At 65.2% G+C, this 17442-nt stretch carries 15 protein-coding genes; 9 read left to right on the forward strand and 6 right to left on the reverse strand.

Annotated elements, in window-relative coordinates; translation table 11 throughout:
- Positions 1-27 precede the first annotated feature (27 nt).
- Both ACIBI6_RS02880 and ACIBI6_RS02885 read left to right on the forward strand, forming a co-directional pair.
- On the forward strand, positions 28-1446 hold the full coding sequence (locus ACIBI6_RS02880) for a cytochrome P450 (RefSeq protein WP_396955112.1): 1419 nt from the start codon (positions 28-30) through the stop codon (positions 1444-1446).
- 20 nt (positions 1447-1466) lie between these two features.
- Complete coding sequence (locus ACIBI6_RS02885; protein ID WP_396955113.1) at positions 1467-3704, forward strand: MMPL family transporter; 2238 nt, start codon at positions 1467-1469, stop codon at positions 3702-3704.
- A gap of 95 nt (positions 3705-3799) precedes the next feature.
- Here the strand turns inward: ACIBI6_RS02885 and ACIBI6_RS02890 are convergent, their stop codons facing one another.
- Entirely contained in the window at positions 3800-4564 is a 765-nt protein-coding gene (locus ACIBI6_RS02890; RefSeq protein WP_396955114.1) for an SDR family oxidoreductase, read from the reverse strand.
- A 156-nt stretch (positions 4565-4720) separates the two neighbouring features.
- On the opposite strand from ACIBI6_RS02890, the gene ACIBI6_RS02895 reads away from it, so the two are divergent.
- The 3 genes from ACIBI6_RS02895 (at position 4721) to ACIBI6_RS02905 (ending at position 7971) form a co-directional block, all read left to right on the forward strand.
- Entirely contained in the window at positions 4721-5803 is a 1083-nt protein-coding gene (locus ACIBI6_RS02895) for a phage tail tip lysozyme (RefSeq protein WP_396955115.1), read from the forward strand.
- Positions 5804-5953: 150 nt separating this feature from the next.
- Positions 5954-7585: an ABC-F family ATP-binding cassette domain-containing protein gene (locus tag ACIBI6_RS02900; RefSeq protein ID WP_364340412.1), complete on the forward strand. Its 1632-nt coding sequence runs from the start codon at positions 5954-5956 to the stop codon at positions 7583-7585.
- Positions 7586-7737: 152 nt separating this feature from the next.
- Complete coding sequence (locus ACIBI6_RS02905; RefSeq protein ID WP_040692003.1) at positions 7738-7971, forward strand: helix-turn-helix domain-containing protein; 234 nt, start codon at positions 7738-7740, stop codon at positions 7969-7971.
- A 65-nt stretch (positions 7972-8036) separates the two neighbouring features.
- Here the strand turns inward: ACIBI6_RS02905 and ACIBI6_RS02910 are convergent, their stop codons facing one another.
- The 3 genes from ACIBI6_RS02910 to ACIBI6_RS02920 all read right to left on the reverse strand — a co-directional run bounded on the left by ACIBI6_RS02910 (position 8037) and on the right by ACIBI6_RS02920 (position 10219).
- On the reverse strand, positions 8037-8999 hold the full coding sequence (locus tag ACIBI6_RS02910) for a hypothetical protein (RefSeq protein ID WP_364340415.1): 963 nt from the start codon (positions 8997-8999) through the stop codon (positions 8037-8039).
- Positions 9000-9011: 12 nt separating this feature from the next.
- On the reverse strand, positions 9012-9470 hold the full coding sequence (locus tag ACIBI6_RS02915; protein WP_364340417.1) for a hypothetical protein: 459 nt from the start codon (positions 9468-9470) through the stop codon (positions 9012-9014).
- A gap of 320 nt (positions 9471-9790) precedes the next feature.
- Positions 9791-10219: a cupin domain-containing protein gene (locus ACIBI6_RS02920; RefSeq protein WP_364340726.1), complete on the reverse strand. Its 429-nt coding sequence runs from the start codon at positions 10217-10219 to the stop codon at positions 9791-9793.
- A 149-nt stretch (positions 10220-10368) separates the two neighbouring features.
- On the opposite strand from ACIBI6_RS02920, the gene ACIBI6_RS02925 reads away from it, so the two are divergent.
- Together ACIBI6_RS02925 and ACIBI6_RS02930 are read left to right on the forward strand one after the other, a co-directional pair.
- On the forward strand, positions 10369-10878 hold the full coding sequence (locus ACIBI6_RS02925) for a MarR family transcriptional regulator (RefSeq protein WP_364340419.1): 510 nt from the start codon (positions 10369-10371) through the stop codon (positions 10876-10878).
- Between the two features lie 50 nt (positions 10879-10928).
- On the forward strand, positions 10929-11720 hold the full coding sequence (locus ACIBI6_RS02930; RefSeq protein WP_364340421.1) for a hypothetical protein: 792 nt from the start codon (positions 10929-10931) through the stop codon (positions 11718-11720).
- Between the two features lie 98 nt (positions 11721-11818).
- Here ACIBI6_RS02930 and ACIBI6_RS02935 read toward each other — a convergent pair whose 3' ends face one another.
- Positions 11819-12637, reverse strand: coding sequence for an SDR family oxidoreductase (locus ACIBI6_RS02935; protein WP_364340423.1), 819 nt, complete (start codon positions 12635-12637; stop codon positions 11819-11821).
- Between the two features lie 42 nt (positions 12638-12679).
- Positions 12680-15244 (reverse strand): cytochrome P450, encoded by a 2565-nt coding sequence (locus ACIBI6_RS02940; protein WP_396955116.1) that lies wholly within the window; start codon positions 15242-15244, stop codon positions 12680-12682.
- Between the two features lie 93 nt (positions 15245-15337).
- Here ACIBI6_RS02940 and ACIBI6_RS02945 point away from each other — a divergent pair, with 93 nt between their 5' ends.
- Both ACIBI6_RS02945 and ACIBI6_RS02950 read left to right on the forward strand, forming a co-directional pair.
- Positions 15338-16615, forward strand: a complete 1278-nt coding sequence (locus ACIBI6_RS02945; protein WP_364340427.1) for a glycosyltransferase — start codon at positions 15338-15340, stop codon at positions 16613-16615.
- Positions 16612-17370 (forward strand): ABC transporter permease, encoded by a 759-nt coding sequence (locus tag ACIBI6_RS02950; protein WP_396955117.1) that lies wholly within the window; start codon positions 16612-16614, stop codon positions 17368-17370. Before ACIBI6_RS02945 ends, ACIBI6_RS02950 begins: the two co-directional genes overlap by 4 nt.
- The last annotated feature ends 72 nt before the right edge of the window (positions 17371-17442 follow it).

The raw sequence follows: 17442 nt of genomic DNA on the forward strand, positions 1-17442 counted from the left end.
AAGCCGCTCCACGCCTAGGAGACTCGCATGATGACCACCCGGCTCGCCAGCCGTCCGACCGGTACCGCCGAGGTGCCGACCGCACCTGGCGCCCTACCCCTGATCGGACATTCACACCGCCTCGCCCGCAGACCCTACCGCTTCTTGCAGACGCTGTCGGATCTCGGACCCGTGGTGCGGGTGAAGATTCCGGGCTACGACAGCTATGTCGTCACCGAACCGGAGCTGATCCGCGAGGCGTTCGTCGGGCTGTCCGATCAGGGTTCGATGATCGATCGCGCGCAGGCGCTGCTCGGCGCGGGCGTCACCGTCTTGTCCGGTCCGCAGCACAGGCGGGAACGTCGCATGATCGCCCCGGCTTTCGCTCGCGGTCGCATCGCGCAGTACGCCACCGTGATGACGCGTCTGGGCGCCGAACAGGCCGATGCCTGGCGCGACGGTCAAATGGTGGTCGTCAATACGCAGATGCACGACCTCGCGCTGCGCACCGTCGCGGGGGCGCTGTTCAGCGGCGACCTCGGCGCGGAGACCGGCGCCGAAATCCACGAGATGCTCACACCGGTCATGACGCTGCTCGCCCGCCGCGTCACCCGCCCGGCCTGGATCGACAAGCTGCCACTGCCCAGCAATCGCCGCTTCGAAGGGCTTGTGGCCGGTATGAAGTCGGCGACCAGCAAGATCATCGCCGCTTACCGTGCGGATCTGGCCGCCGACCCGAATCTGGATCACGGCGACCTGCTCGACACCCTGATCAAGGCCCGCGACGACGACGGTGTCGCACTCACCGATGCCCAGGTGCACGACGAGCTGATCAACTTCCTGGTCGGCGGCACCGAGGCAACCGGCATGACGCTGTCCTGGGTGTTCCACGAGCTGGGCCGAAATCCCGAGCTGGAAGCCGCTTTCCATGCCGAGATCGATGCGGTGCTGGGTGGTCGCCCGGCCGAATTCGCCGATCTCGGACGGCTCGATCTGACCAAGCGGATCGTCACAGAGACCCTGCGCATGTACTCGCCGTGGCTGACCGTCCGCGATGTGCCCGCGAACTATGAACTCGGCGGCAAGGCGTTGCCGAAGGGCGCCATGTTGCTGGTGTGTCCCGTTGCGGTGCACCGGGATCCGGCCATCTTCCCGAATCCCGATGAATTCGACCCGGACCGCTGGCTGCCTGCGGCGATGGAGTCCCGGCCCAAGGGGGCGTACCTGCCGTTCGGTATGGGCACTCGGCAGTGCCCGGGAAATGTGTTCTCGCTCACCGAGGTTGCCCTGCAGGTTGCTACGATCGGCGGGCGCTGGCGCCTGCGCCCGATGCCCGGTATCGCGGTGCAGGAGACGGTGATCGGCGCCCTGGTACATCCGAAGTATCTGCCGATGCGGGTGGTGGCCAGGCAGGTGCAAACCGGGCACGTCGCGGATTCGTCAGGGAGCGAACGCGGCGCGGCTTAACTAGTGATGAGGGTGTGGCGGTGTTCGAACTGACCAAGCTGACCATTTCGAGCGACCTGCAAGCAGTCGCTACGCGGCGCAGCAAATGGATTCTCGGCATCTTTGTCGGGCTCGCGCTGGTTATGGGGATGCTCAGCTCGACGTTGTTCGACAGCGTGCAGGGCGGTGGCTACAGCGATCCCGGCAGCGAATCCAGCCGGGCAACCGAGATGCTGCGGGATACCTTCGGTCAGGCGCCGCCGAACTTCGTGCTGCTGGTGCACAGCGGCACCTCGATCGACGATACTGAATCCGCAACGGCCGCAGTGAAGTTGGCGCTGAAACTGAAGGATGAGCCGGGTGTCGCGGGGGTCATGTCCTATTGGATGGACAAGTCGCCCGCGCTGCGCAGCGGCGATGGCAAGTCGGGGCTGATCGTCGCCAGCATTCTCGGCGAGGAGGGTGCGGTCGATCAGAAGGTCGGCGCTCTGGCGGACCGCTACGGCGGCACGCACGGGCCGGTGCAAGTGCGCGTCGGCGGTTACGCGATGTTGTTGCACGAGACGGTGCAGCAGAGCGAGAAGGACGCCGTCCTCGGTGAATCCATTGCCTTCCCGATCACCTTGATCGCCCTGCTGTTCGTATTCGGCGGTTTGGTGGCGGCCAGCCTGCCGCTGGTCGTCGCCGCGGTGACCGTGATGATCACCATGGGCGCGCTGTGGCTGATCACCCTGTTCACCGATCTCGCCGCGACCGCGACCAATGTGGCAACCCTGCTCGGCCTCGGTCTCGCGATCGATTACAGCCTGCTGATCATCAGCCGCTACCGCGACGAATTGGCCGCAGGCGCCGCGACCGGTCCGGCCGTCGCCGCGACCATGCGCTCGGCCGGACGCACCGTGGCCTTCTCGGCGGTCACTGTCGCGGTCGCGCTGTCGGGCCTATTGTTCTTCCCGCTGCTCGCGGTGCGTTCCATGGGTTATGCCGGGCTGGCGGTTGCGGCGATCGCCGCGACGGTATCGCTGACGGTGCTGCCCGCGATTCTGCTGCTGCTCGGTAGTCGCATCGATCGCGGCCAACTCGGCTGGTTCTTCCGTCCGCAACGTCCCGCGCCCGGCGAGGGTTTCTGGCATCGGCTCGCGGTATTCGTGATGCGCAAGCCGGTGCCGATCGGTCTGGCTGTCGCGGCCTTCCTGCTGCTGCTCGGGACCCCCTTCCTCGGTGTGAAACTCGGCTTCCCGGACGAGCGGGCATTGCCGGAGTCGATGAACAACCGTCAGATCACCGAGACCATCCAGCGTGAGTTCGCCGCGACCGACACCAACGGACTGTTCGTTGTGCTGCCCGACGGCAAGTCCGGTTTGGACGCCTACGCCAGGAAGCTCTCCGAAGTCGACAATGTCCGTCGCGTCGACACCGCCACCGGCAGCTACGCCCACGGCGGGCAGCTCGCCCCGGCCATGGCACAGCATGCGCGCTTCGAAACCAAGGATGCCGCATACCTTTCGGTGACACCGGATACCAGCGATCCGGCGCTGCTGGACCGGGTGGCCAAGGAGTTGCGCGCGGTGCCCGCACCCTCGCAGCGGTTGGTCGGCGGTATCGCCGCCGCGAGCGCCGATTCCCTCGATGCGGTGACCTCGGTCTTGCCCGTCGCACTGGCCTACGTCGTGATCATCATGTTGGTCGTGCTGTTCCTGCTGACCGGTAGCGTGGTATTGCCGCTGGTCGCGATCGTGCTCAGCGCACTCAGCCTCACCGCCACCTTCGGCGCGCTGGTCTGGATCTTCCAGGACGGGCATCTGTCCGGCCTGCTCGATTTCACCGTGACCGGCGACCTGCCGCCGACCGTGCCGGTCATGCTCTTCGGCGTCGCCTTCGGTCTGGCCATGGACTATCAGGTATTCCTGCTGTCGCGGATCCTCGAAGAGTACGAACACACCGGCAAGAACGAATCCGCCGTTGCCCATGGCCTGGAGAAGATCGGCCGGATCGTCACGGCCGCGGCGGTCCTGATCTCCCTGGTGTTCCTCGGATTCCTGGCCTCGGACATCACCTTCATGAAGTCCTTCGGCATCGGTCTGCCGCTGGCGGTGCTGGTCGATGCGACTCTGGTCCGCGGCTTCCTGCTGCCCGCGGTGATGAAACTGCTCGGTGACTGGAACTGGTGGGCACCCGGCCCGCTCGAAAAGCTGCACGAGCGTTTCGGATTCGACGAAGGTCCGTCCGCGCCGTCGCTGCCCGATCCGGACGCCCTGCGCCAGCCCGCCCGGGTGTAGAAATACCGATGGCCGTGCGGTATTCGCCGCACGGCCATCGATGCTCTTGGGACAGTTGGGTTCCACCGTTGGTCAGCGGGTTACCCTGGTGCGTCTCAGATTCCGCCGGTCGAGAGCAATCCACCGTCGACGCGGATCGTCTCACCGGTAATCCACTTGGCCTCATCCGACACCAGGAATCCGATCAACTGCGCCACATCCTCCGGCGCGCCGAGTCGCTTCATCGGATACACGCTCGCGGCCCGCTCCTCATCTGCCGAGTACAGCGCATCGGCGAACTTGGTTTTGATTACACCCGGCGCCACCGCGTTCACCCGAATATTCGGGCCCAGTTGCCAGGCCAGTTCGTCGGTGAGCCGGATCAGTGCGGCCTTGGAGGCGCCGTACGCCGCGATCACGCCGGTCGAGCGCAGCCCGGCGACACTGGCCACATTCACCACCGCACCGCCGTGATCGCGCATCCACGCCCGGTATGCCTCCTGCACGTAGCCGAGTGCGGCGACGACATTGACATCGAAGATCTTGCGCACCGCCTCCAGATCGGCATCCATGAGCGAGCCGTAGACCGGATTGATGCCGGTGTTGTTTATCAGGATGTCCAACGAGCCGAATTCCGAAACCACCCGACCCACCGCGGCGGCCCGGCTGTCCGGATCACCTGAATTGCCCGCCAGCGCGCTGACCTCGCCCCGATGACCGAGCGCCCGCAGTTCGGCGGCCGCCTCCTCCAGCGGCTCCGGCTTGCGGGCGGTGATCAGCACATTGGCGCCGCGACGCAGCAACTCCGCAGCGACCGCCTTGCCGATGCCCCGGCTGGCTCCGGAAACGAGTGCGCTCTTGCCCAACAGATCGGTCGTCATGTGATGGCACGCTACCGCAGTAGCCGGATCGTCGAACCCGCGGACGCCGGACAGCGCTCGAGCTCGGTGTTCCCAGCGCCGGGAGTACGAACGACAGACGTCGCGGCGCATCGGATTACGCTGCCGGACAGGGTTTCGGTCGGAAGGTGTGGAGCAATGGCTGGCGATACATCTATCGATACATCGCTGCCGTCGCGTCCGGATGCGCCTATCGTCAATGCCTACATCAGCCGCATAGAGACGACGCTGGCGAAGTTGGTGAAGGCGATGGGCGACGGCTCGGCGAAGTCGATTACCGTCGAGGATTTGAAGGGCCTGGGGGAGTCGCAGCTGAAGTCCGGCGAGCTCGTCACGAAATACCATGCCAAACAAAGCGACGACACAAAATATCGAGACGATCTGAACTCGCTGGACAGCAATATCGCCCAGATCGCGTCGGAATCGGCCGACGTAGCCAACACCGTGAACAAAGAAGTAAAAAGCCTGGTGGCCACTGTCAAGCAGGAGCTGAGTTACGACAATCTGCCGAATCTGACCGATGTGCCATTGCCGCGCAGCATCGAGTTGCAGATGAACACGATCGACAAGATCGATAAAGAGATCGACCAAACGGCGAAGACAGTCAAGGACGCGTACAACGCACTGGACGAACACGCCGGAAAGATAACCGACCCGGAGTCGACCGACAGCGGAAGTGCCCCGAATTCGATCGGTAGCGGCAACCAGTTCCCTGCCTATACCGGTAGCGGTGGAAACAGCCGCAATACCAGCGGACCCACAGGTCTTGGCAACCGCGCGAGTGCTCAACCCATCAGTGGAGGTAAGAAAGCGACGGCCAGCGAGATTTATCAGTACCTCCTGAGTAAGGGCTTCACACCGGCGCAAGCGGCGGGCATCTTGGGCAATATGCAGGTGGAATCGGGTTTCGATACCGGTGCCTACAATCCGGGCGAAGGAGCCATCGGCCTGTGCCAATGGGAAGGTGGTCGACGAGCGAATCTCGAGGCATTCGCCGCCTCGCAGGGCAGATCCGTCACCGACTGGCATACCCAAGTCGATTTCATGATTCACGAGCTGAAGGGCAGCGAATCGAGCGCGTACGGTCATCTCACGTCGGCGAATTCGCCCGGGGCCGCGGCGGCGGCGTTCGATCAGTACTACGAACGAAGCTCCGGTGAGGCCCGCGGCCAGCGTGTCGCGAATGCCAATAGCATCGCGTCGAGTATGGCCAGCGTCTGACGCCCAGCCGCGGAGTTAGCGAGGTCACACCTGGATCGCGAGTGTCGGAAGCACCCTCCTGGGCCAGGTAAAATCGGTGGTTCTTGTGCGGGTTCGCGTCGCACAATCGAGCAGCAACCGACCAGCACCACGTACCCGTAGGAGAAGCCTGTGATCACCGCGACGGACCTGGAGGTCCGGGCCGGCGTCCGCACCCTGCTGTCGGCCCCTGGGCCCGCACTGCGGGTGCAGGCCGGCGACCGGATCGGACTGGTCGGCCGCAATGGCGCGGGCAAGACCACCACGCTGCGCATTCTGGCGGGCGAGGGCGAGCCCTACGCCGGAAAGATTTTGCGCTCCAGCGATATCGGCTATCTCCCGCAGGATCCGCGCGAGGGCAATCTGGATGTGCTCGCGCGCGATCGCGTGCTCTCCGCTCGTGGCCTGGACACCCTGCTGCGCGATATGGAAAAGCAGCAGGCGCTGATGGCCGAGGTGGTCGATGATGCCGAACGCGAGAAGGCGGTGCGCAAATACGGTCGGCTGGAGGAGCGCTTCTCGGCGCTCGGCGGTTATGTGGCCGAGAGCGAAGCGGCGCGCATCTGCAACAGCCTCGGCCTGCCCGATCGAGTGCTCGGCCAGGCGCTGCGCACGCTCTCCGGTGGTCAGCGCCGCCGAATCGAGTTGGCACGCATCCTGTTCGCCGCCTCCGACGGCAGCGGCGGACGCTCGGACACCATCCTGCTGCTCGACGAGCCGACCAACCATCTCGACGCCGACTCCATTACCTGGTTGCGCGGCTTCCTGCAGAACCACGACGGCGGCCTGATCGTGATCAGCCACGATGTCGAACTGCTCGGCGATGTGGTGAACAAGGTCTGGTTCTTGGACGCGGTGCGCGGTGAGGCCGACGTCTACAACATGGGCTGGCAGAAGTACCTGGACGCGCGCGCCACCGATGAACAGCGTCGTCGTCGCGAACGCGCCAATGCCGAGAAGAAGGCCGGCGCCCTGCGCGCTCAGGCCGCCAAACTCGGTGCAAAGGCCACGAAAGCCACTGCGGCACAGAACATGGCCAAGCGCGCGGATCGCTTGATGGCCGAACTCGACGAGGTTCGGGTGGCCGACAAGGTCGCGCGGATCAAATTCCCCGAGCCCGCGGCATGCGGTAAGACGCCGCTGATGGCCGAGAACCTGACCAAGGTCTACGGCTCGCTGGAGATCTTCACCGGCGTCGACCTGGCCATCGACCGCGGCAGCCGTGTCGTCGTACTGGGCCTCAACGGCGCGGGTAAGACCACTCTGCTGCGCTTGCTCGCCGGGGTGGAGACGCCGACGGCAGGCGGTCTCGTGCCCGGTCACGGCCTCAAGGTCGGCTACTTCGCCCAGGAGCACGACACCCTCGACGATCAGGCCACGGTGTGGGAGAACATCCGCCACGCCGCACCGGACGCGGGGGAGCAGGAGCTGCGCGGCCTGCTCGGTGCATTCATGTTCTCCGGACCGCAGCTGGAACAGCCCGCAGGCACCCTCTCCGGCGGTGAGAAGACCCGTCTGGCGCTGGCCGGGCTGGTGTCCTCGGCTGCCAATGTGCTGTTGCTCGACGAGCCGACCAACAACCTGGACCCGATCTCGCGTGAGCAGGTCCTCGATGCGCTGCGCACCTATGCGGGCGCGGTCGTCCTGGTCACCCACGACCCGGGTGCGGCCGAGGCGCTGTCCCCGGAGCGGGTGATCTTGCTGCCGGACGGCCAGGAAGACCACTGGTCGGCGGAGTATTTGGAACTGATTCAGCTGGCCTGATCGGGAGTCATCCGGCCGGAATTTCGTTGCGGGTGGTTGGTTTTCACCTCACGAAACGGGTTCGGCGGTGATATTAATCACAAAGACCCGTTGATCACAGCTTCCCGAGTGTCTAGCCTGGAATGACGCGGCTCGGCGACTCGGAGGAAGCCATGAGCGACAGGCCCACACAAGTCAAGGCCACACTGGGTAAGGGCACACGCGTCACGGGGAAATCACGCGACCGTTTGCAAACCCAGCTGAAGAAGCAGTACGAGGCGGGAGCCAGCATCCGATCGCTGGCCCGGTCGACCGGCCGTTCCTACGGTTTCGTCCACAACGTGCTGGTGGAGTCGCACGTGCAACTCCGCAGTCGCGGCGGTGCGAACCGCCGCAAGAGCCAGTAGCGTTTCTGGATCTGATTCCGGTGTCGGCGAATCGATTTCGCCGACACCGAGGGGGATCGAGCGCGCTAATAGCCGGGCACCGCAGCGTCGCCGTTGACCAGCAGGTTGGCGAGGCTGCGGAACATCGGCAGGCCCGTCTTGATTTCCAGATACGCGAACTGGCCCTGCGGGTTGACCTCGAGGAAGTAGTACTCGCCGTCGAGGCCCAGGCGTAGATCCAGCACGCCGAAGCTGAGGCCGAGTGCGCCCATGAGCGTGGCCAGCGACTTGCTGACCGAGGCGGGCAGATGCTCCGGTGCGAAGTCGACGGTGGTGTCGAGCCGGGAATCGACCCGGCCTACCCCGGACTGCGAGTCGATGCGCACCGCCCATTCGACGCCGTCCATCCACACCACACGCAGATCACACCGCGCCTCGACGTAGTCCTGGAAGGTGGTCGGCGCGGAGCGGATGCCAGCGAGGCGGCCGAAGTCGGCCTTGGTGATGATTCGGGTCTCGGCGAATTCGGCGCGTCCGGTGCCGGTTCGCTTGTAAACCACCGAGCCCGAACGTGATTCGACGAAGCTGCGCGCCTCGTCCGGATCGTTGGTGATGAGGGTTTCCGGGATCACGAAACCGGCTCGCCGTGCGGTCTCCAACTGCACGATCTTGCGGCTCGCGGTGCGATCGGCGCCGGGATCGTTGACCCAGTACGCGGGGATCGACCACAGCATGCCCTGGATGAAGCCATCGCATTCGGCTTGGCGGTAGGCGTCATCCGAGGCTCGCACACCGGCCGGAACCTGCGCGAGACGCGGTCTGCGCCACCAGACCGAGCGGACATCGTCGAGCCCGATCACATGCGACAGTGATCGCGCGGTGCCGTGCCGATCGAGCCGGAAACTTCCGGATTCGCGCGGAAAGTCGCGCAGGTCGAGCTGAATCGGGCTGAGCCCGTGGTGTTCTCGCAACGTCGCCGCCATCGCGGTACCGTGCAGATCATCGGATTCGGAGACGATGAGGACCGAACCTGTCCGGCGCGCCGCCATGCGCAGTTCCGTTCAGTCGAGACTGTCGCAGTTTATGCCGTCGTCGCTTGTCGCGAGCGATTTGGTTTGGCAGTAGGTGAAGGTCGCTCCGCTGGCGCCCGCACAATCGGCGAGCTGCAGGCTGTCGGCCCAGGATGCGGTGAGTTGTTGCAGCGCTTCATCTCCCAGTGCCGCGGAGGGTACTTCGGCCAGCGTCATCGGCCGGTCGACGAGGTCGATGCGCAGGCGGCGGGTGAAGTCGGCGGTGGCGCCGGGGCGGATATCCATCAGCACCGGGCGGCCGTCGTGTTCTGCGGTCGCGCCGTCGGTCCAGTCGAGGACTCGCAGTACATCGTCGCGGCGGAAGGTCCAGGTTCCTTCGGTCACTCTGACCGTGAAATCTCGTTCCGACTCGGCCACCAGCAGTCCCTGCAACGCGGGAACGCGGTCACCCGCCGGCCCGGTACCGGGAAGGTGGATTGCGTCGGTCATAGTGAGCTCTCCGATCTGCTCGCGATTTGCCAGGACCCCCGAGCGGGAACTGGATCATATCGCGCAAGGGGTCTCGAACGGTTCGGATCGCCAGATTTGACCGCCGCTGGCAAACCGAATTCAGGCTCGGGATGCGCTTGTGCCGAAAGATTTTCGGCACAAGCCCGAATAGGCATTGGCAACCATTGAGCTATTTCCGAACGGTGCTGCGCGGTCGACATTGCCCGGGATTGGCGGCCGTGCATTCCGTCGGCGCCTCCGCTGCGACAGTACCGTCGAATGTGCTGATCTCCGCGCGGATTCGAAAGATCTGCGTCACTTCACCAATCGCGCCGGTTGGCGTTGCGCTCGGCCCACCATTCGGGAGACTCGACGAACCAGTTGTCGTATTCCTCCTGCGATGCCGCCAGATCTTCGAAGGTGGCCTCGCCCTTGACCAGCCGGTCGAGCAGGCGGAAGTAGCCGAAGCGTTCCACCGCGGGCATGAGTGCGATCAGGATTCGTGCGGAGGCGTCCGGGCTGGCACCGAAGGCGTGCGGCATGAGCTTGGGTACGACAATCGACCCACCCGCGCCCACGGTGACGATCTTATCTCCGGCCAGTACCTGCAGTTCGCCGTCTGCGACGTAGAACAGCTCATCCGACTTGGTGTGGTAATGCGGTGCCGCGCCGTCGGCGCCCGTATCCATGGTGACCTCCAGGTGGCTGACCGCGCCGCCGGCCTCGTTCGAGTCGATGAGCAGGCGCATGGTGACCGCCGGGGTGGCCAGGGTTTCGGCATCCTGCGGCTGGCGGATCGCGAAGGTGCGGTCGGTGGTGGCGTCCACGATGCTCTCCAAATGATTCGGTGATTGATAATTCGCTACCGAACTATATAGCAGCGAATAGAATCTTGTCCATGGGTGAGATCGAACGGGATCCGGTGGATGCGATCGTCGAGCAGTGGCGCCGGGAACGGCCGGACCTCGAGTTGGAGGCGATGGGCGTGATCGGACGGCTGGGGCGGCTGCTTGTGGTCGCGCAGCGCGATATCGAGGCGGTCTTCATCGCCCATGGCTTGCAGCGCGGAGAGTTCGATGTGCTTGCCGCACTGCGTCGTTCGGGCGAGCCGTTCGAATTGAACCCGTCGGTGCTCGCCGACACGCTGATGATGTCGCGCGCCGGAATGACGGGACGGCTCGACCGCCTGGAGTCGGCGGGGCTGGTCCGGCGCATCGCGGATGCGCAGGATCGCCGCGCCATCCGGGTCGCGCTCACCGACCCGGGCCGCACGCTGATCGACAGAGTCGTCACCGCGCATACCGAGAACGAAACCAGGATGTTGTCGGTGCTCTCGGCGAAGGATCGTCGCGACCTGGACCGGATCGCTCGGGTACTGCTCGGCAGCCTCGAGGGCGGCGCGAAATGAGGTAGTTCGCTACTCGGGTGGTACGGCGGTCATCGGTTCACCATGGGGTGATGATCGATATCATCACCCTCCGCGGCACGGGTGAACCGCGGAATACCAATGGGACTCCCACCGGCATGCTGCACGATGTCACGAAACTGCTTGATCCCGACCGTTTCACCGCCTTCGAGCCGGATTGGCCCGCCTCGGTGGGGCCGAGCCCGGAACTGTGGGGCCCTTCGCTGGACACCTCGATCCGGCTCGGTGTCGCGGCGGGCGTCAAGGCGATTCAGGACTCGCCGAATGTCTGCGGACTTTTGAGCTATTCGCTCGGAAGTATCTGCGCGAGCAAGATTCTGGAGGGGGTGCGGTCGGGTCAATACAAGAACACCGACGGCTCGCCCCTGGAAATCGCCTTCGCCGTCAATATCGCCAATCCGTTGCGTAAACGGGGTCAGTCGGTCGGCAATCTTTGTCCGGCAACGACTTACGGCTTGCACGGCGAACACGGCGCTTGGCCCGCACTAGATGTCAAGGAGTACGCGAATCCGGGCGATATCATCACCTCGTCACCGGCTGACTCACCGCTGCGGATCATCGATATCGGAATTTCGCCGTTCTCGTTCGTCGAGGGCGCCCGCATCGGCAATGTTGCCCCGCTGATCTTCGCCGAGTTGCTGCGTTTCCTGATGAACGATCCGATCGGCAATCTCGATCGCTATGCGGCCGCGGTCAACGGGGTCATCGGTTATCTGACGCCGTGGCCGGATGGGCAGCACGTTCTCTACTCCGGACACAATATGCCCGGCACGAATGTCCTGTGGACGACCCATGCCGCCAACTATCTGAACGCCAACTACTGATCCGCCCGGGGTCGGGCAGCGAGGCGCGGTCTCGGATAGTCGGCGCCGCCGGGGGTGGATCCACCATTTTCCCAGCGGCGTCGCAGTCCAGGGGCGGCTCAATCCCCCTGTGCGGCAGCGGAAATGGGCTGCCACTCACGCCAGAGCGCCAGGCGGGATTCGTAATCCGCGGTGGCGATGGTCAGCGGGACCTCGCCGAGGAAAATGCGCAGTGGCGGCTCGGGCGCGTCGACGACCGCGAGGATGGCAGCGCGCGTGGCGGCCGGATCGCCCTGGCGCACCGCCGAACGTTGGGCGGCTCGGGCAGCCCTGGCGGCATCGTAGGCCGGGAGTGGGCTGGCATGCCGCGACGAGGGGCCCGCCCAGTCGGTGCCGAATCCGCCCGGTTCGATCAGGGTGACGTGGATCCCGAAGGGTGCGACCTCCTGGGCCAGCGCCTGGGAGAACCCCTCCAGAGCCCACTTCGACGCGTGGTACGCGCCGAGGTTCTGGAAGGCCGAGATGCCACCGATGCTCGATACCTGAACGATGTGGCCGCTGCCCTGGGCCCGCAGGATCGGCAGCGCCGCCTGGGTGACCCACAGTGCGCCGAAGACATTGGTTTCCAACTGTGCGCGGAACTCGTCCTCGCTGAGTTCCTCGATCATGCCGAACTGGCCGTAGCCGGCATTGTTGATCACGATATCGAGCCGCCCGAAGCGCTCTGCGGCCTGCTGTACGGCGGCGAAATCGCCGTCCCGTTCGGTGACGTCCAAGCGCAGCGGAAGGAAGGCGTCCGGATATTTCGCGACGAGATCGTCGAGTGTGCTGGTATCGCGCGCCGTACCGGCCACTCGATCGCCGCGCTCCAGTGCGGCGAGTGCCCATTCACGGCCGAATCCTCGTGAGACTCCGGTAATGAACCAAACTTTGCTCATACGACCCACGCTAGTCACCTGGAGTGCACTCCAAGCAAGTATTCAACGCCGGTGCAGCGTAACCGGCAGCGCCGAGGGCGACAGGACGAAGTCTCGATTGGAGGCGCGCACCAAGTAGTTCGGGTCGGGTGTCGGGCGCCAGCGGGCCAGCAGTGCCGCGGCGGCGAGCCCGATTTCGATCATGGCGAAATGGTCGCCCAGGCAGCGACGACGGCCGACGCCGAACGAGAGGTTGGCCTTCTTGTCGATATCGGCGGCGCGTTCGGGCGACCAGCGATCCGGGTCGAAGGATTCCGGATCGGCGTAGTAGCGCTTGTTGTGCTGAACCAGGTAGGGGGAGAACATTATTGCCGTGCCATCGGGAACGGTGAGTCCGCCGATAGTGACATCGCCGTCGGCGGTGCCCGCGCTGATCCATGGGCCCCAGAACCGAAGTGTCTCCGCCACAACCTGTTTCAGGTAGGGAAGTGCGCCGAGATGATCGACGCGGACCGGGCCCGCTCCGACGACGGAATCGAGTTCGGCGTACAAGCGCTCGGCGATCTGTGGGCGGCGCATGACCTCGTGCCAGAGCCAGCCGGTCAATGAGGCCATCGAGCCGACGCCACCGGCCAGCATGAGGATTGCCTCATCGATGATGTGCTCATCGGACAGGGTCGCACCGGTCTCGCTGTCGGTGTGCCGGATGAGCGCCGAGACCACATCGTTGAAATCCTCGTCGCGGCGGCGGTATTCGGCGATGACGGCGCCGATGGCGGTGCGCAGGTGCCGGGCCTTGGTGCGCCAGCGCCAGTTCGAAATGAGCCGCAATCGGCGCACCTGCGGGGGGAGCGCGGTGCGCAGAATGACCTGACTGAGCAGCCACGGCACACTGTCGCGGATCTCACGCCGTGCGTCATCGCTGAAACCGGCGGTGAACAGCGTCGAGGAGACCGTGTCGAGAATGAGTCCGTGTGCCTCGTCCATCAGATTCACCTGACCGCCCGAAGGCAGTGCTGCCGACCAGGTTTCGGCGATATCGGCCGCCGCCCGCGTGTACTCGGCAAGGCGGCTCTGGCGCAGCGCGGGCGAGATCATGCGCCGCCGCAGCTTGTGTTCCTCGCCACGCAGGACATTGACCGATCCGCCCGCTACATCCTCGATAGCCTCGCGCAGATCATCCCGATTGAGTTCGGCATCGCCGAGACCGATCTCGCGGACGAGATCCGGTGTGGTGAGCAGATATCCGGTCTTCTGGCCGAACCGCAGGCGCACGATCGGGCCGAGATCGGCCAGCGAGGTCACGAAGCCGGGAGCGTCGCGTAGGGCCCGCAGGCTGTGGCCGACCAGCGGCAGCTGACCGGGAGCGGTCGGTACCTCCGAAAGCGATTGCGGCATGACCAGTTCCGGGCTGCGCGCGGACTCGGCCCGGGCCTGTCGATAGATATCGAGCACCGTCCCGATGTGCTGTGACTGACGCACCGAGTCGCCGTATTTGCCGAGGATCTGGCGCATTTCCGCGAGCGCGGAGCGATCGGCGTTGAGCGCGGCGACGGTGTCGGCGATCGAGCCAGGCGATGGATCGGCGGTGCGAATGCCGCCCCCGGGTGGGACCGATTCATCGAGATCGGGATCGCAGTAGATAATCGGCAGCCCGACCGCCACCGCCTCGAGCAGGACCATGCCCTGCGTGTCGAAGCCGTGCGAGGGGAACAGTAGTGCGTCGCCTTCGGACATGGCGGCGAGGCATTCGGCTTGAGTGGCCCTGCCGTGCAAGCGGATTCGGTCCGCGAGCCGATACTCGGCGATGGTGGCGGCCGCCTCGGGCTGCAGGTCGCCGTCACCGTAGATATCGAGAGTGCAGTCGTCGAGGTGTCGCACGGCCTCGATTGCGGCCAGCGGCCGCTTCTCGGCCGATAGCCGCCCGCACCAGATCAGCCGCAGTGGTATGTCGGCCGCGCGCTCGACAACCGGTGTGCTGCTGCTGTTTTCGATCAGCTCGTCATCGACGCCGTTGGATACCACCCGAAGTGGCCGGGTCAACCCGTGCGCGAGTAGTTGATCGGCGAAGTGCTGGGTCGGCGCGATGACCCGATCCGCGGCCTGAGCCTGACCGACGATCGTCCACCAGGCATGGCGTGCCGCACGGCTTTCGGCGCGGTGCGGCATGTGCTGATCGTGCGGTACGAACCGGCCGTGCAGCGCGCGTAGGGCCAAAGCCGCCGGATAGGGTGCGGGCGAAGTGTTCTCGATGAACGCGTCGTCGCGGCTCTGGGCAGTGTGGATGAGCGGAATCCGGTGTCGCCATGCGGCTTTCATGCCAGCGATGGCTACGCCGTAGGTGGTGTGGGTGTGCACGAGGTCGATCGGGCCCCGCGCGGCGAAGGCGGCATCGATGAGTTCGGCATTGCCCTTGGTCGGCAGCACGACCGGGAATCCGTTGACAACGAGACCACCTGCGGCGCGCAGCGGCACCACATTCGGGAGCTCGTCGGCGCCCGGCTGCGGCGCGACGAACAGCGTGACGCGGTGACCTGCGCGTTCGAGTCCACGGCACAGCGAAGCGACCGCGGTCTGGACTCCGCCGAGGGTGGCCGGGTGGTAGTCCACGAACATCGCTATGTGCACAATGGCACTGTACTGACACATCGCCGCCGTGCGGAGCCCTTAATTCTGTGGACTATTCGGTCGGCCGTCAGGGCCCCGATACGAAAGAGTGCCGTGAAAATAGCGATTCCGCTCACCGGAACCCGCGGTGATGTCCAGCCCGTCGTGGCTTTGGGACTCGAGCTGCGCCGTCGCGGCCATGATGTGCTGCTCGGTGCGCCGCCGAATCTGGTCGAATTCGCCACGGCCACCGGACTTGCCGCCGTCGCCTGCGGACCGGATGTGCAGCAGCTCTACAGTTCCGACGCCGGACAGCGGGCGCTGGCGGCAGGCAACACCCTGCGGCTCATGCAATTGGTCGCTCGGCAGATGGCCGATTATGCCCAGCAGATGAATCGGGAGGTCATCGACGTTTGCACGGGCGCGGATCTGATCGTGGCGAGCACCGTTACCGAGGACCGGGCCAGTTCGGTTGCGGAGGCAATGGGGGTTCCGCTGGTCAGCCTGCATTATTTCCCCTGCCGGAGCAATGGCGCATATCCGTTTCCGGGTGCGCTACCGCCGCGGTGGAATCCGCCTGCGGCCGTAAACAGGGCGACGTGGGCGGCCGCGGAGAATCTGCGCCGCGTGGTATTCATGCGCTATCTCAACGATCTACGCGCGATCCTCGGGTTGCCGAAATCGCGGGCGAGTACCGCAGCGGTATTGGCGCGTGCGCATGTTCCCGAAGTGCAGATCTATGATCCGGCATTGGTTCCCGGATTGCCGGAAGAATGGGATGAGCGCAGGCCGTTCACCGGATTCCTGACGCTCGATCATGCTGCCCGTGCGGCCGTAGGCGATTTGGCGGGTGACCATGCGGGAATTCTGTCGTGGATCGAGGCGGGGGAACCGCCGGTGTTCTTCGGATTCGGCAGCATGCCCATTCGGGATACGGCCGCGGTGCTTGCGATGGTTACCGAGGTGTCTGCTCGTCTGGGTGTGCGGGCGTTGGTGAGTGCGGGTTGGAGTGATCTCGATATTGCCGATGCGCAGGCGGGACCGAATGTGAAGGTTGTCGGTCCGTTCGCGCACGATCTGGTTTTTCCGTACTGCGCTGCGGCGGTGCATCACGGCGGTATCGGGACGCTGTTCGAGAGTTTGCGCGCCGGACTGCCGACGCTGGTGTGCTCGGTGTCGTTCGAGCAGCCGATGTGGGGCGGGCAGGTCGAGCGTCTCGGTGTGGGTGCGCATCTGCCGTTCACGCGACTGACCGAAGCTCGATTGGAAAAAGGCGTCGCGTCGCTGCTGACATCCGAACGCCGCTCCCGCGCAGCGGAATTCGCGAAGACGCTGAGTCGCGAGGACGCCGCCGCCCGCACCGCCGACATCATCGAAGCCGCCGCCCGATGACCGACGTCTTCGCCGATACCCTCGTCATGTTCCGCCGCTGTGTCCGGCACACGCTGCGCAGCCGCGACACCCTCATCATTTCGCTGCTCATGCCGATTCTGGTGATGCTGCTGTTCACCTACGTCTTCGGCGGAGCCATCGATGTGGGTGGGCCCTATCTAGACTATGTGGTGCCCGGAATCATGTTGCTGTGCACGGGTTTCGGCTCATCGATCACCGCCACCGCCGTCTCCGCCGATATGACCCGGGGCAGCATCGACCGCTTCCGCACGCTGCCGATGTTCCGTCAGGCGGTACTCGCAGGCCACGTCGCCGAGGGCGTTGTCCGCAATCTCGCGGCCATCGCGATCGCCGTCACTGTGGCGCTGGCACTCGGCTACCGCCCCCAGGCCGGTCCACTCGGGTGGCTCGCGGCCCTCACGGTCATCACCCTGTTCGTCACCGCCATCTCCTGGATCGCCGTCGCCCTCGGCCTGGTCGCCAAGAATCCGGAAGCCGCCGGCGGCCTCACCTACGCCATCATGTTCATCCCCTACATCAGCAGCGCCTTCGTCCAAACAGCCACCATGCCCCACTGGCTGCGCGGCTTCGCCGACTATCAACCCGCCACCCCGATCATCGAAACCGTGCGCGGACTCCTGAACGCCCTCGACACCACCCGCAACGCCCCCCTCGCCCTCCTCTGGTGCGCCATCCTCGCCACCGTCGGATTCACCAGCGCCAGCATTATATTCAGCCGCCTGCCCCACCACTGACCAGCTCGTTTGCGTCGACGACCGCCGCGGCAGAGGAAGATCGAGGCGACGGTGTATTGCGGGAAATGCGTC

The organism is Nocardia sp. NPDC050412 (assembly GCF_044458825.1).
GTDB lineage: Bacteria > Actinomycetota > Actinomycetes > Mycobacteriales > Mycobacteriaceae > Nocardia.